The sequence below is a fragment of the Picosynechococcus sp. NKBG042902 genome (assembly GCF_963864045.1).
GTDB lineage: Bacteria > Cyanobacteriota > Cyanobacteriia > Cyanobacteriales > MRBY01 > MRBY01.
Map to the genome: position 1 here is coordinate 38,353 of NZ_CAWLTV010000071.1, position 14,747 is coordinate 53,099.

The 14,747-nt window shown below is 50.4% G+C and carries 12 protein-coding genes; 6 read left to right on the plus strand and 6 right to left on the minus strand.

What is annotated here, in order from left to right; genetic code table 11:
* The first annotated feature begins 380 nt into the window (after positions 1-380).
* On the plus strand, positions 381-1,223 hold the full coding sequence (locus tag AACR41_RS09715) for a formate/nitrite transporter family protein (RefSeq protein ID WP_012305764.1): 843 nt from the start codon (positions 381-383) through the stop codon (positions 1,221-1,223).
* 110 nt (positions 1,224-1,333) lie between these two features.
* Here the strand turns inward: AACR41_RS09715 and AACR41_RS09720 are convergent, their stop codons facing one another.
* Together AACR41_RS09720 and der are read right to left on the minus strand one after the other, a co-directional pair.
* A complete protein-coding gene (locus tag AACR41_RS09720; protein ID WP_223209896.1) occupies positions 1,334-2,560 on the minus strand; it encodes a saccharopine dehydrogenase family protein in 1,227 nt (408 codons plus the stop codon).
* A 47-nt stretch (positions 2,561-2,607) separates the two neighbouring features.
* Positions 2,608-3,969 carry a ribosome biogenesis GTPase Der gene (gene der, locus AACR41_RS09725; RefSeq protein WP_012305762.1) on the minus strand — a complete coding sequence of 454 codons (1,362 nt, stop codon included), beginning with the start codon at positions 3,967-3,969 and terminating at the stop codon, positions 2,608-2,610.
* Positions 3,970-4,172: 203 nt separating this feature from the next.
* On the opposite strand from der, the gene AACR41_RS09730 reads away from it, so the two are divergent.
* From AACR41_RS09730 to AACR41_RS09740, 3 genes are all read left to right on the plus strand, one after another.
* Positions 4,173-4,724 (plus strand): NUDIX hydrolase, encoded by a 552-nt coding sequence (locus tag AACR41_RS09730; RefSeq protein WP_030006731.1) that lies wholly within the window; start codon positions 4,173-4,175, stop codon positions 4,722-4,724.
* A 107-nt stretch (positions 4,725-4,831) separates the two neighbouring features.
* Positions 4,832-6,328 carry a UDP-N-acetylmuramoyl-L-alanyl-D-glutamate--2,6-diaminopimelate ligase gene (locus AACR41_RS09735; RefSeq protein WP_030006732.1) on the plus strand — a complete coding sequence of 499 codons (1,497 nt, stop codon included), beginning with the start codon at positions 4,832-4,834 and terminating at the stop codon, positions 6,326-6,328.
* 53 nt (positions 6,329-6,381) lie between these two features.
* Positions 6,382-8,136: an ABC transporter ATP-binding protein gene (locus AACR41_RS09740; protein WP_030006733.1), complete on the plus strand. Its 1,755-nt coding sequence runs from the start codon at positions 6,382-6,384 to the stop codon at positions 8,134-8,136.
* 158 nt (positions 8,137-8,294) lie between these two features.
* Here the strand turns inward: AACR41_RS09740 and AACR41_RS09745 are convergent, their stop codons facing one another.
* The gene (locus tag AACR41_RS09745) at positions 8,295-8,654 is read right to left on the minus strand and encodes a single-stranded DNA-binding protein (protein WP_030006734.1); all 360 of its coding nucleotides are present in this window, start codon (positions 8,652-8,654) and stop codon (positions 8,295-8,297) included.
* A 117-nt stretch (positions 8,655-8,771) separates the two neighbouring features.
* On the opposite strand from AACR41_RS09745, the gene AACR41_RS09750 reads away from it, so the two are divergent.
* A complete protein-coding gene (locus AACR41_RS09750; RefSeq protein WP_030006735.1) occupies positions 8,772-9,572 on the plus strand; it encodes a glutathione S-transferase in 801 nt (266 codons plus the stop codon).
* A gap of 98 nt (positions 9,573-9,670) precedes the next feature.
* Here the strand turns inward: AACR41_RS09750 and AACR41_RS09755 are convergent, their stop codons facing one another.
* Positions 9,671-10,165 (minus strand): glutathione peroxidase, encoded by a 495-nt coding sequence (locus tag AACR41_RS09755; RefSeq protein WP_030006736.1) that lies wholly within the window; start codon positions 10,163-10,165, stop codon positions 9,671-9,673.
* 350 nt (positions 10,166-10,515) lie between these two features.
* Between AACR41_RS09755 and AACR41_RS09760 the strand changes: the two genes are divergently transcribed.
* Complete coding sequence (locus tag AACR41_RS09760; RefSeq protein WP_030006737.1) at positions 10,516-11,694, plus strand: aldo/keto reductase; 1,179 nt, start codon at positions 10,516-10,518, stop codon at positions 11,692-11,694.
* Between the two features lie 21 nt (positions 11,695-11,715).
* On the opposite strand, the gene AACR41_RS09765 is transcribed toward AACR41_RS09760, so the two are convergent.
* Positions 11,716-13,944, minus strand: a complete 2,229-nt coding sequence (locus AACR41_RS09765; RefSeq protein ID WP_012305754.1) for a glycoside hydrolase — start codon at positions 13,942-13,944, stop codon at positions 11,716-11,718.
* Positions 13,945-14,090: 146 nt separating this feature from the next.
* Entirely contained in the window at positions 14,091-14,672 is a 582-nt protein-coding gene (locus AACR41_RS09770) for a zf-TFIIB domain-containing protein (RefSeq protein WP_030006738.1), read from the minus strand.
* Between the last annotated feature and the right edge of the window lie 75 nt (positions 14,673-14,747).

The following is a 14,747-nucleotide window of genomic DNA, read 5'->3' on the forward strand; positions in this document are numbered from 1 at the left end:
ATTATTTTCTTAGCAAAACCAACTAAAGATTACTTTCTTCCAAACAATTTGAATCCTCTATATTTTTTGCAGTTGGTCAGAAAATAAAGCTTCAATTGTGACTGGAGACTGGTTTTATTTAAAAGTATTTTTCTTCGGGAGAATTCCTCAAAAATATTGTGGTGCTTGGTTTTGACTTAGATCAAGAAACTTTCTTGGCTGAATATCACAGCAGAACAAAAATTCAGATCTAAACTTTTGGAATTAAATTCCAAAAAAGTAAAATTAAGTTCTTCATGAACAATTTATCTGTGGTTTAAAAGTTAATCTCAAAGCGCATTGACTTTAGAAAAACCAATGACCCTTTTGTTTCCCCATCGGTTTTAAATTAGGAGAAAATAATGGACTACGTAATCCCCAAAGAACTAGTAGATGCCAGTATCAAAGCAGGCGAAACAAAAGCACGTCTTTCCGTCAAAGATCTGCTCATCCGTGGCTTCTACTCCGGTCTGGCCCTTGGCGTTGCCACCACCCTCGCTGTTACCGTCGCTGTACAAAGTGGTCTGCCATTCCTCGGAGCACTTCTCTTCCCTTGGGGATTTGCCTCCATCGTGCTCTTTGGGATGGAACTGGTCACTGGCAACTTTGCGCTGATGACATCGGCAATGTTGGCGAGACGAGTGAGGTTTGGCAGAGTTATTAATAATTGGCTTTGGGTTTATCTGGGTAATTTTTTAGGTTGTTTGTTTGTGGCCCTGTTGATGGGGTTCTCCCTTACCAATGGAGGAACTGCTGACCCCAGCCCCGTGGGTGAAAAAATCATCGAAATCGCCCTCTCCAAGACCGTGGCAGTGAAAGAAATGGGCACCAATGGCTTTTTCCTCTTCATTGTCCGTGGTATTTTCTGTAACTTCCTAGTTTGTTTGGCTGTGATGATGGGCATGGTGAGTAAGTCCGTCCCAGGTAAATTTATGGGCTGCTGGTTCCCGATCTTCGCGTTCGTCACCCTCGGCCTGGAGCACATCGTGGTCAATATGTTCTTTATCTTGACTGGTATGGTTCTCGGTGCGCCGATCTCTGGTATGGATATGGTCTTCTGGGATTTCCTACCTGTGACGATTGGGAACATTATTGGTGGTGGTATCTTCATCGGTGCGCTGCTGTACTCGACCCACTACACGAAATCCCAAGGACTTCCTCAAATGGCGATGGAAGAATCCATGAAAAATCCTGTGCTGCGCTAGGAAATCGGGCTTAATCCACCGATTGCCAAAATAAAAATAATTAGGGAAATAAAGGGAGTGACTCAGGTCGCTCCTTTTCTATGTTTTGAATCGTGAGGGCCAAGATCAACTCAAAGGATGCTGAAGGTTAAGCCACTGTAAGCGGTAAGGCGATCGATAAGATGTTCACCCATGGCTGTGGCTGGCGTCCAGAAGCCACCGGATCGGGATAAATGATCTTTGGCTAGACAGAGTCCCGCTTGGGCGATAATTTTTGCGGTGGAACCATAGCCCGGATCGCGATCGCCAGTGACTTGGGCGATGAGCGTTTCGCCGGAGGCAGTAGTTCCCCAAAAGCGCAGATCATAAAAACCGGCTTGCTGTTGGCTGGGGGAAGGCCCTTCGCCGGGGGCCGGGACAATTTTTTCGACGATGCTAGGGGCGATCGCCGCTGTTCCTCCTAGGATTTTAAGTAATAGGCTTAGACCCTGGGCTTTGAGCCAACCCCCGACACTGACCCCCGTAAGCAGCCCTTCGTCGTACTGGAACTGCTCTCCATAGGCCCAATTTTGTAGGGCATTGGAGCGCAGCACGATGGGGGTATTCACCGCTGCCATGATAAAGGGCGTCACCCATTCGCCAAAAATGTGATCGATTTGCACCGGGATTAGGGGAGCTGGGTGCTGGGGATTGGGAGCTTTGGGACAGAGGGCATAGGGATTAGCCAACAGCGCTTTGATCTCTGGGTCGGCGATCGCCTCTTTGATCAGATTCACGCCGCTGGCCGCTGTCCCCCCGGAAATACCTCCCTGGGCCGCCTTAACGCGCATCTTAATTTGGCGACAGGGTTTTCCGAATCGTTCTAAAGCTCGCTGTTGCAAAAAATACACCCCAAGGTCAGACGGCACCGAATCAAAGCCGCAACAATGAACGATCCGCGCTCCCGATTGTTGGGCGATCGCCTCATATTTAGTCACCATCTTTTTGACCCACTGGACTTCCCCGGTCAGATCGCAATAATCGGTTCCCGTTGTGGCACAGGCCTGCACCAGCGTTTCTCCATAAAGACTGTAGGGGCCGACCGTTGTGAGGATCACCTTCGTTTGCTCGCAGAGGGCCGTCACTGCCCCTTGATCAAACACATCAACGACGTAGGTTGGTAAGGTTTCCCCTGGGACACCCAGGGATGCTTTGAGTTGGTCTAATTTTTCGGCTGAACGGCCGGCGATCGCCCAAGTAAACGATTCACGTTCGGCATGGTCACAAAGATAGCGGCAAATAATTTGGCCCACAAAACCAGTGGCCCCCACCATAATCAGATCATAGGGGGGCAACGACGACATTTTCTCAGAAGACATAGAGCCTAGTGTCCCAGACAAAGATGCCCTTCAGTGTATCGTCTGCGCTAAACCTTTGTAGCTCGGTTGGGGGTGCCCCGTTCTGCATCCCGCACCCGTTTACCGCGCCAAACCAAACGGATCGGCGTGCCCGCAAAACCGAGATCCTGACGAAATTGCTTCTCGATATAGCGGCGGTAGCTATCGTTAAATCGTTTGGGGTCATTAACAAACAGAGAAATCGTCGGCGGCTGACTCCGTACCTGGGTGCCATAGTAAATCCGACCCTGTTTCCCTTGGCGACTGGTGGGGGGAGAATGCCAGGAAACCGCTTCTTGGATCACCTCATTAATTACGGCGGTAGAAACGCGGCGACGGTGAGATTCGGCGGCTTGATCGACTAAATCCAGGATTTTATTCACCCGCTGACCAGTCTGGGCGCTAATGAAGAGCATTTCGGCCCATTCCATGAAAAATAGACGCGCTTGCAACTCTTTGCGGTATTGGTTGATCGTGTAGGTATCCTTCTCGACGGCATCCCACTTGTTGGCAACGATGATCACCGCTCGGCCTTCGTCAATGATCCGACCCGCTAGTTTGAGATCCTGTTCGGTCACCCCATCTAAAACATCAATTACAAAGAGCACCACATCCGCCCGACGAATCGCTTTAAAGGCACGGTTAATGCTAAAAAATTCGGCCCCATAATCGACATTTTTTTTCCGGCGGATACCAGCCGTATCAATGAGACGATACTGTTGGCCGTTGCGCTCGATGATTGTGTCAATGGCGTCGCGGGTTGTCCCAGAAATCGGACTGACGATCGCCCGTTGTTCTCCGGTGAGGGCATTGAGCAGACTTGATTTACCGACGTTGGGGCGGCCAATGATTGCGACATTAATGGTGGTATCTTCTTCCACGTCGGTGATCGTGGGGAGGTACTCAATGACTTTGTCTAAAAGATCGCCGGTGCCACTGCCATGGATCGCCGAGATAGGAAAAGGTTCTTCCATGCCCAGCTCCCAAAATTCAGCCGCTTGGGTATAGCCTTGTTCGAGGGATTCGCATTTGTTCACGGCCAGGACAACGGGGACATTTTGTTGGCGCAACCAGTCGGCAATTTCTTGGTCGGCAGCATTTAATCCGGCTTGGCCATCCACTACAAAAAGGGCAACGGCTGCTTCGGCGAGGGCGATCGCCGCTTGTTCACGGATTAAAGGTAAAAATTCTTCGTGGTCGTCGAAAACAATCCCGCCCGTATCGACAATCTGAAAATTGCGGTCTTGCCAAAAACCAGGCCGATAGGTGCGATCGCGGGTAATACCGGGCTGGTCATGGACGATCGCCTGTTGATCGCCAGCAATGCGGTTGACGAGGGTAGATTTGCCCACGTTGGGACGACCGATCACGGCAATAATGGGGAGTTTCATAGGGACTCTGCTTGAATCAGGGGAAAAGACTGGATAATGACGGGGGGACTCACTAAGCTTTAGTACAAGCGGTCTGTTTTGCTTCAAAAAATTATGATATAAACGCCAACATCAAAACTCAGAATATTTAATCATACCAATTTTTCAGGCGATCGCCCCGATTCCGACCCCCTTTTCTTACCCTTTACTCTGTAATTTTTTCCATGGTTTCCCACAATGAACTGCCTGAGGTGATTAAACCTCTCTTGATGTACAGTGGCTCGAAATTTGCCTACGAAGTGAATCGTCTGCGGTTACCCAATGGGGCCGTCGGTGATTATGGGGCGATCCGTCATCCGGGGGGCGCGTTGGTGGTACCCGTAACCAATGAAGGTCAGTTAGTAGTGGTGCGGCAATATCGCTTTGCCCTCCAAGGGCGGATTATCGAATTTCCGGCGGGGACGATTGAAACCGAGGAAGACCCCCTCAGCACGGTGCAACGGGAACTACCAGAGGAAGCGGGTTACGCCGCAAAAAATTGGCGATCGCTGGGGAAATTCCCCCTTTGTCCAGGCTATTCTGACGAATGGATCTATGCTTTTTTGGCGACGGATTTAGAAAAATTAGCCACCCCCCCAGCCCAGGATGCCGACGAGGACATTGAGGTGCTCTTGCTGAGTCCAGAGGAGTTGGAAGCGAAAATCCATAATGGCGATCGCCTCGATGCCAAAACCATTGCCAGTTACTATCTCGCTAAACCTTTTTTGACCCACTAAATACCGCGTTAGTCCAACGAAAAATTGAGCTAAACTGCTACTGAGATGACAAAATTTCCCTGAGCACAGACTAAAATCGGGAAAATCCCAGGATTTGGAGGCAAATGATGCAGCTAGGCGCACTTTTAAAACAGGTATCGGCCATTGAATCCCTGCCGGATCACCCGATGCTCCAGCAGGTCGTCAAAGGATTGGCGAGCAACTCCCAAGCCGTGATGCCTGGGGATCTGTTCATTGGTTTGCCCGGTACCCGCGTCGATGGGGGCGAGTTTTGGCAAGGGGCTATCGAAGCTGGGGCGATCGCCGCTGTGGTCAGTCCAGAGGCCCTCGAAAAATTTCCCGCGACCAAGGGCGAATGCGTCATTCCCGTTGCTGACCCCGTAATTGCCTGTGCTGAAATTGCCAACCTCTTTTACAACAAACCCACTGCAAGTTTAAAACTGGTAGGAGTGACTGGGACAAACGGCAAAACCACCACCAGCCACCTCATTGAATATTTCCTCCAAGCCGCCCAACAGCCCACGGCCCTGATCGGTACCCTCTACACCCGCTGGCCCGGCTACGAAAAAATTGCCACCCACACGACTCCCTTCGCCATCGATCTCCAGAAAAACTTTGCGGCAGCCCTCGAAGCAGGCAATACCCACGCCGTTATGGAAGTGAGTTCCCATGCGCTGCACCAAAATCGCGTTAAGGGTTGTCAATTTGATGTGGCCGTTTTCACCAATCTCACCCAGGATCACCTGGATTACCATCCGACGATGGAGGACTATTTCCAGGCGAAAGCCCTACTTTTTAACGAGGAATATTGCCACGGCAGGGCAGTGGTGAATTTGGATAATCCCTATGGCGATCGCCTCGCCCACAAACTCGGTGAAAAAGCCTGGGGTTATAGCCTCCAAGATGCCGCAGCGGATCTTTACATGGATCGCCTGATCTACACCGCGACGGGAGTTCAAGGTCGCCTAAAAACGCCCATGGGCACGGTAGAATTCACGTCCCCCCTAGTCGGTCAGTTTAATCTCGAAAATGTGATGGCCGCCATCGGTGCAGGTCTGGCCTTGGGTCTGGATTTAAACCAGATGATTACCTGTTTGCCGCAATTCCAAGGGGTGCCGGGGCGCATGGAACGGGTGGTCGTGGCTGAGGATCAAGACATTAGCGTCATCGTTGACTATGCCCACACCCCCGACAGTTTAGAAAATCTCCTGAAAGCCTCCCGGCCTTTTATCGCAAAAAAAATGATCTGTGTGTTTGGTTGCGGTGGCGATCGCGATCGCACCAAAAGACCCCTGATGGGGAAAATTGCTGCGACGCAATCAGATTGGGCTGTGGTCACCTCCGATAATCCGCGCACGGAAGATCCCAAGCAAATTTTGGCCGATGTGGTGGAAGGGATTCCCGAAAATATTCAGTTTCTCGTGGAAGCAGACCGGGCCACGGCAATCCAACGTGCAATTTTAGAGGCCCAACCGGGGGACGGGGTTCTCATCGCTGGCAAAGGCCATGAAGACTATCAAATTTTGGGCACCGAAAAAATTCACTTCGATGACCGGGAGGAAGCCCGCAAAGCCCTCGGCGATCGCCACCCAAAAACCCCCTAACGCTACAATCAACATAAATTTCTCTGCCTGAGTCTAGTAAAAAAACTGCCCCCATGAGTGATCTGGTTCTCGATGTCCGTCAACTGCAGGTGGCCTTCACCAGCGAAAATCAAACCAATCTCGCGGTTGATCAAATTAGCTTTCAGCTTAAACGGGGCCAGACCCTCGGTATCGTGGGGGAATCCGGCTCCGGCAAATCGGTCACATCCCTTGCGCTGATGGGGCTGATCCAAAAGCCAGGCCGCGTCACCGGGGGCGAAATTTTCTTTAAGGCGACCCCAGACACAGAACCCCTCGATCTCCAAAGTTTGCCGGAATGGGAGCGGCGTACCTATCGCGGCGGCGAGATTGCGATGATTTTCCAGGAACCGATGAGTTCCCTTAATCCCGTTTATAACGTGGAATTTCAGCTTACCGAAGCGATTTTATTGCACCAAAATGTCACTCCAGCCCAGGCCCGCCAACAGGCGATCGCCCGACTCCAGGAAGTGCAACTGCCCGCCGAGGTGATGAAACGCTACCCCCACGAATTGTCCGGGGGCCAACTGCAACGGGTGATGATTGCCATGGCGATCGCCTCTAATCCGACGCTATTAATTGCGGACGAACCCACCACTGCCCTCGATGTGACTGTGCAAGCGACGATTTTGCAGCTGTTGCGGGATCTTTGTCAGGCCCGGCAAATGTCTCTAATTTTCATTACCCACGATTTGGGGGTAATTGCGGAACTTGTTGACGAAGTGGCGGTGATGTACCGGGGGAAAATTGTTGAGCAAGGCCCCATCGAACGGATTTTTAAAGCGCCTCAACATCCCTATACCAAAGGATTACTGGCCTGTCGGCCCCGCCTTGATCAAAAATTAGTCCTGCTGCCGACCGTTGCTGATTACATGAGTGTTGAAACCGATCCCGACACCCAAACCGTCGTGATCCAAGAGCGACAGCCGGATTTGAATTTACTGGCAGAAGTCTCCCTAGAGGCCGATAAAAAACGTCTTGAAGACCTGATTAAACAAAAACCGCTCCTATCTGTGCAAAAGCTCCAGGTGGGTTATCCCAGTCGCAATTTTCTTTTGACGGGACAACGGTATTTCATGGCCGTTAATAATGTTTCCTTTGATCTCTATCCGGGGGAAACCCTCGGTCTAGTAGGCGAATCCGGGTGCGGCAAATCCACCCTGGCCCGGGCCATTTTGCGACTGATTCAACCCCTCAGTGGCGACATTTGGTTTCGGGGCGAAAATATTGCCCAACTCCCAGCCCGGAGTAAACGCCTCCGACAACTGCGCCGGGAGATGCAAATTGTCTTCCAAAATCCTTACAATTCCCTCAATCCCCGCATGACCATTGGCCGGGCGATCGCCGAACCGTTAATCATTCACAATATCAAGCGGGACAAGAAAAAACGCCTCGAACGGGTGCAATATCTGTTAGAGCGGGTAGGTCTCAATCCTCAATGGGTAAACCGCTATCCCCACGAACTATCAGGTGGCCAGCGGCAACGGGTTTGTATTGCGCGGGCCTTGGCCATTGAACCCCAATTTATTATCTGCGATGAATCCGTATCGGCCCTGGATGTATCCGTCCAGGCCCAAGTGTTAAATCTGCTGAAGGAATTACAAGCGGAATTTCAACTGACCTATATTTTTATTTCCCACGATCTCAGCGTTGTGAAATTTATGGGCGATCGCATCATCGTGATGAACAAAGGCAAAATCGAGGAAGTGGGTACCGCTGACCAAATTTACCGCAATCCCCAACAGGACTACACCAAACAACTCATCGCCGCGATCCCCCAAGGCCTCTAAAAAACATCCTCCCTGGAGGGAGGTACCGCTGGCGGAGGGTTTAATTCTCCCCTTGAGGGGAGTTAGAGGGGGGCCTCCCTTAAGGAGAGTTAGAGGGGCCTCCCTTAAGGAGAGTTAGAGGGGCGTCCCTCAAGGAAAGTGCCGCAGGCGGAGGGTGTTTACCCGTAGTTGTTATAACTATCTACCGCATTGGGATCCACATCCCGCTTAGAACCCAGCAAATCTAGACGATTAACCCGAATTACTGGCTTAGACGATTCGTGGCCATTGCGATTCGTGAAAGTCTCAATCTTTAAAGTGCCTTGGATGCCGAGCAGACTGCCTTTTTTTACATAATTAGCGGCGATTTCTGCTGTTTTTCCCCAAATCTCTAAATTAAACCAATCCGGCTGATCCGTCCGGCTGGTGGGACGATTTACCGCTAAAGTCAAATTACACAGCACACTACCCGACTCGAAATAGCGCACTTCCGGATCCCCACCGGCCCGGCCCACAAGATTTACGAGGTTAATGGTCATCGTTGACTTTCCATACAACTGTTCTGCTTTATTGTGCCACAAGTTCCCATGGCAATTTGTTGTGAAGTTTTGTAAGGTGTGAGTGATTTACCTACTCAATCATCAAGGCGAACCCCTATGTTGGCGTTATACCAATTTGAACTATCCCAGTTTTCGGAAAAAGTCCGCTTAATCCTCGATTACAAGGGTTTAGAGTACAAAAAAATTGAAGTGACCCCCGGTATCGGTCAACTGGATGTATATAAAATGTCGGGTCAGCGTCAAGTGCCTGTCCTCAAAGATGGCGATACGGTAATCAGTGACTCCACAGAAATTGCTTTTTACCTTGACCGCAAATATCCCGAAAAACCGATTATTCCTACCGCTCCGGTGCAACGGGCCCAATGTTTGATCATGGAAGAATGGGCCGATGAGTCCATTGGCTTGAAAGGTCGCAAGGCCTTCATTGGTGCCCTCAACCAAAACCCTAACTTCCGCACCTCCATTGTGCCGAAGCAGGTGCCTGATCTCTTTAAAAATCTTCTGGGGGCTGTGCCGGGGGATGTTTTAGATTTCTTTGGGGCGGGCGTTGGTCTTGGTGGTGACGCGGTAAAAGAAGCCCAGCGGGGTCTCAGGCAGGATCTCGAAGCGTTAACCTTGCTTGTCCAGCAACAACCTTATTTAATCGGCGACCAGCCCACCTTAGCGGATTTCTCCGTGGCCGCCCTGAGTATTTTGCTGAAATTTCCTGAGGGGAACTATTTTGATATCCCTGACTACCTCAAAGGTAAGGGCATTCCGGGTCTGGGGGATAATGCGGAATATGCGCCGTTTTTTGAGTGGCGCGACCGCCTTTATCGCGAGTTCCGCCAAGAAACAGGGGGCAATCGTGAAACTAAGACTGAAGATGGTGCCCCCACAACCATTGAAATTGATTAATTGATTGTTCTTATAAAGAAAAAAGCCCCCAAGTTTTATGTAAGCCTGGGGGTTAAATTAGTGTCAAAAAATAGAATGTTTTCTGAAGCAGATAGTTTTTAAAGCAATTCTTGGATATCTTTGGCGATCGCCTCCGGTGTTGCCGTGGGTGCATAGCGTTTTACCACTTGACCCTGACGGTTAATAAGGAATTTTGTGAAGTTCCATTTCACATTTTTTGTCCCCAAAATACCGGGCGCTTCCTTGGTTAAATATTGATATAACGGGTGGGCATTGCTGCCATTAACATCAATTTTTTGAAACATCGGAAAAGAAACCCCAAACGTAGTTTCACAAAATGATTGAATTTGCGATTCGTTGCCGGGTTCTTGTTGGCCAAACTGGTTACAGGGGAAGCCGAGGACGACTAAACCTTTGCCGCCATATTGTTCATGGAGCGCCTGCAAACCTTTGTATTGGGGGGTGAATCCGCATTGGCTGGCTGTATTGACAATCAATAAAACCTGATCTTTATAGGTACTAAGATCGACCGATGTGCCATCGATGGCCGTGGCCGAAAAATCATAAATAGAAGTAGGCGTTTGTGTCGTCATAAACTCGAAAAAATATTTGTAGAAGCTGTTTAAAACAATCTCGCAAGCATTATATTCATTATTTCAGCAGAGTGTAAATGAGTCTTAGAGATAAGACCTCTGCATAATTTTTGCCGCTACTCCCCCCATAATGCTTAAACAGCAGCAATAGTATAACAAAGACCAACAAGACTGGGGGCGATGTCTTAAGAACCGATGGTTTGTTGCTTTGATCAGTTGAGTTTAAATAGGCGCGTTTTGTTTTGTCAGAGGCAGAACAGCCTTTGCCGCTTAGGGACGAGATTTTTTCTTCGTTATAATGTTTTTTCTGAATACCTCCCAATAGAAGTTAAGAAATACGCTTGAGATCTATGCAATATCGTCGCTTTGGTCGCACCGAACTGCAAATGCCTGTTTTTTCCTGTGGCGGGATGCGCTATCAGTTTAAGTGGCAGGATCAAGACCCCGCGAAAATTCCTGCTGACAACCAAAAAAATCTAGCGGCAACGATTCGGCGATCGCTTGATCTGGGCATTAACCACATCGAAACGGCACGGGGGTACGGCACGTCAGAAATGCAACTTGGGTGGGTCTTATCGCAATTTAAACGAGAAGATCTCATTATCCAAACAAAGGTTTCCCCAAAGGCTGATCCCCAGGTATTTCGGCGCGAAATTGAAAAATCCCTTAATTATTTGCAACTGGATTATGTGGATTTATTTGGTATCCACGGCATTAATAACGAGGAAATATTTAAGTTCACCTTTGAACGGGGTTGTCTAGAAGTCGCCCAGGAATTGCAGCGGGCGGGACGGATTCGTCACATTGGTTTTTCGACCCATGGTTCGACGGATTTGATTGTGAAAACCATCGAAACGGGGGCGATGGATTATGTGAATCTGCACTGGTATTGGATTAATCAGGACAATTGGCGGGCCATCGAAGCAGCAACGCAGCAGGATATGGGGGTATTTATCATTAGCCCGTCGGATAAGGGGGGACATCTTTACAATCCACCCCAAAAGCTAGTCGATCTCTGCAGGCCGTTGCATCCCATGGTGTTTAACGATTTATTTTGTTTGTCCCATCCCCAGATCCATACTTTGAGCGTGGGGGCGGCGCGTCCCTCGGATTTTGATCAGCATCTAGAAACCCTCCCTCTGCTGGGGCGGGCCGATGAAATTTTGCCAGATATTCTCGCGCGACTGGAAAATCAGGCGATCGCCTCCCTGGGAGAAGATTGGGCCAAGACCTGGCAAGTGGGCCTGCCCACCTACGACCAAACCCCGCACCAGATTAATATCCCCGTCATTCTTTGGCTCAGAAATTTGGCGATCGCCTACGACATGATTGAATACGGCAAAGCCCGCTACAACCTGATGGGCAACGGCGGCCACTGGTTTCCCGGCCAAAAAGCCGACCGCTTAACGGAGGTAGATCTGCGCAACGTATTACGTCTCAGTCCCCACCGCAATCAAATTCTCCAGTACCTCCAGGAAGCCGATAATTTATTGGGAGGAGCAGCGGTGCAACGGTTATCGACGAGCTAAGTTTTATCCTGAGAAAATGGCTTAAGGCACTTGGAGGGTAACAAAGCGATTTTCCGGCACAAAACTATGGTACTCACCATCATCGGCCAAAATTGCCACCAAATTGAGCGTATAGTCCGGTTTAATCTGCAGTACATCCCACGGCACAGACAGTTCTAAACATTCTCGGTAAGCCATTTTGGCATGGGCACCCCGGGGCCGCCACTGGCCATAGTCACTGGCTTCTTCAAACCAGATAGATTGGGTTAAGAGATTAATGCCGATGTGGTGCCGGAAGAGATAATTTAGGGGAGCCTGGTCGGGCATACTGGCGATGGGAGCCGGGCTAATGGCGCAGTTTACCCCTGGATAGAACCAAAGGAGATGGAGTTCTGCCGGGAGTTCCTCGCCCCATTTGATGCCCCGCTTGAGGTCAAAGCGCAAATAAAAATTAAGATGATCCCAACCGTAAAAGAGTCGTTGTAGGGCGCTGCTTTGGTGCATAGTACCCCGGGCACCACCAATTTCGATGCAACCGGCTTTATCCCAATCCTGTTCGTCGCCGATACCATCAATGATCGGGTGAATAAAGCTTTCGGGGAGGTGCTCCCGGTGGCGGGTGTGGTCTTCAATGGGTTGGAGCACTTCCGGCGGAATCGGTTCGTTTAGGGCTTTGTAGATCCCAGCGACGTGTTCCCGAAAGAGTTGGTCAAACATGGCGTCTTGGTTAGAGGAGTGACCTTCCCCAAACCACCAGAACCAGTCTGAGCCCTCGGCCGCATAGAGGGATTCCCAGGCTTCGGGGTTGGTAATTTCTGTCGCTTCGGGGTGGGCGGCGAGCAGGTGGCGGGCTTTGGTGAGCATATCCCAGGCGCGATTTTTGGCGGGGTCCCCAATCCAGGTGGTAAAGCTCCCATCAACCCAGGAACCACTATGGAGTTTGTGGCTGGGAATGGTTTCGGTGGGGGGAAATTGCTCGATAAATTCGGAGACCGTGACGAGTTCGAGTTGGCGATTGGCACTCAGTTTTTCGTAGAGGGAGGTCAGGAAAGGAATGCCGTCTTTTTCGTAGAATTCCCAGCAGTTTTCACCGTCGAGGGCGATGGTTACGAGGTGTGGTTCTTGGAGGGCGGTTTGGCCTTCTTTTTGGTGGTGTCGCAAACTCCGGGCGATCGCCTCTAGGTGACCGACCAGATCGCAGGCGGCCTGTTCTGAGTCCATACCGCTGTAGGTGAAGCCGACGAGATCCGACAGACGGTGATCCCGGAAGACAATGGCGAGATCTCCATGGTCTGTTTCGAGGCGATAGGGGCGGTACATTTTTTCGGGTTCGTAGACATTGCCCACTTCGTCCCGGTGGAAGAAATGTTTCAGGCTCCAACCCAACACCGCTTCGTCGGAACAGATCCACTTAAAGCCAGCGGCGGCGATGGGGTTAAGCACTTCCGGGCTGACAGATTGCTCCGATGGCCACAGACCCCGTACTTCCCGGCCAAAACGTTCCCGGTACATTTCCTTGGCGCGGTTGAGGTGGCGGGGAATATCTTCTGACCACTGGAAGCGCTCCTGGGGCAGTTCCATCTTGGGGACGGCGACGCGGCCAGAATTGGTATCTGCGAGCAGGGGCAAAATCGGGTGGGTGTAGGGGGTGGTGGTCACCTCCAGTTGCCCGTTGTCCTGCATTTGTTTGTGTTTGGGGATAATCCGCTTAATAATTTCCCGTTGTTTGGAATAAATGCGCTGGCGATCGCCTAAAGTAAAGCCGCGATCCTTTTCGAGCCAGGCAGCGATCTCCGGATCATCCCAAAAGAGGGGATCAATCCAGGCTAAATTATGCCAAGCCAAGAGATCACTAAATTTTTGTTCGTCCCAATTTTCCAGACACCAGGCTTTGCCTTTGTCCTGGCGCTCGGTATACAGCTCCCGGTAGCGGGGATGGGGATCGACTAAGGTGCGGTGGTTGCCATCAAAGAAATGCTCCAGGATGTACCATTTTTGGTCACTATTGAGGTCTGTGACGGGGGTGAGGGCCAGCTTTAGATAGGGGTCAAGGGCCTTGCCTTCGGCATAATCTTCCAACTGCATCATCAAGGAAGGTACCAAATTCACAGTTTGGTGGAGGCGCGGATATTTTTCGAGCAGCAAAATCAAATCTAGGTAATCTTTAGTGCCGTGGAGCCGCACCCAGGGGAGATGATATTGACCGTCCGGTGCTTTGTAGAGGGGTTGATGCTGATGCCAAATAAACGCGATGTAGAGGGGATAAGACATATAAATGGAAATATTTTGCCGCTGTGGAGTCTCCAAAAGCCTTGGGTAAGCTTGGCTTTCTCTTTAAATCATAGCGATCGCCTTTCCGTTCTTCCGGGCAGCCTTAACGAATTGCAAGGATGCGATGGGGCTGTGACATTTAGCAATTAGCGTGATTGACTTTGATTAGTCTGATTTTCGGTAACTTGACGGGCCAGGTAAGCCACGGCAAAATCGCCATTGTTGTGGGCCGCTAGTTTTTCGCCCAGGTCGAAAACGTCGGTGGCGAGGGTCGGCCCAAGTTTCTGGATCAAGGCCTGTCGTTCGCTAATATTGTGCTGTTGTTCCCGGACTTTGTGTTGCCATTCGGCGGTAAAAATATATTCGAGGCTAGTGTGGAGTTGGAGTTTTTCTAAAATTTCCCATTCTTGGCGATCGCACCAGAAGCCATTACATTCGGGGCAACGCTCTAAATAAAAAGGTTGATCAACGGGGATTTTTACCCGCGATAAATAGCGGCGGCATTCGGGACAGAGGGCTGCTTTATTGTCTGTTTCACCGGGGATCACGGTTTCTGGGAGGGACAGTTGGGTATTGAGGCGCTGTGGTTTTCGTTGGCTATTTTGCCAGGTTTGGTAGCGATCGCCAGGGAGCCAATCTCCTTCACATTTTTCACAATGGCAACTGGTCAGCTCCCCAGATAGAAGCTGATTCCCAAGCTCAACATCGCGACATTTAGGACATTGCACAGTTTAATGACTCCCACAGTTTTTCCTCGTTTTATCCTACGCCGAAGCCAATCCCGCCACAACTACGGCCCAGAA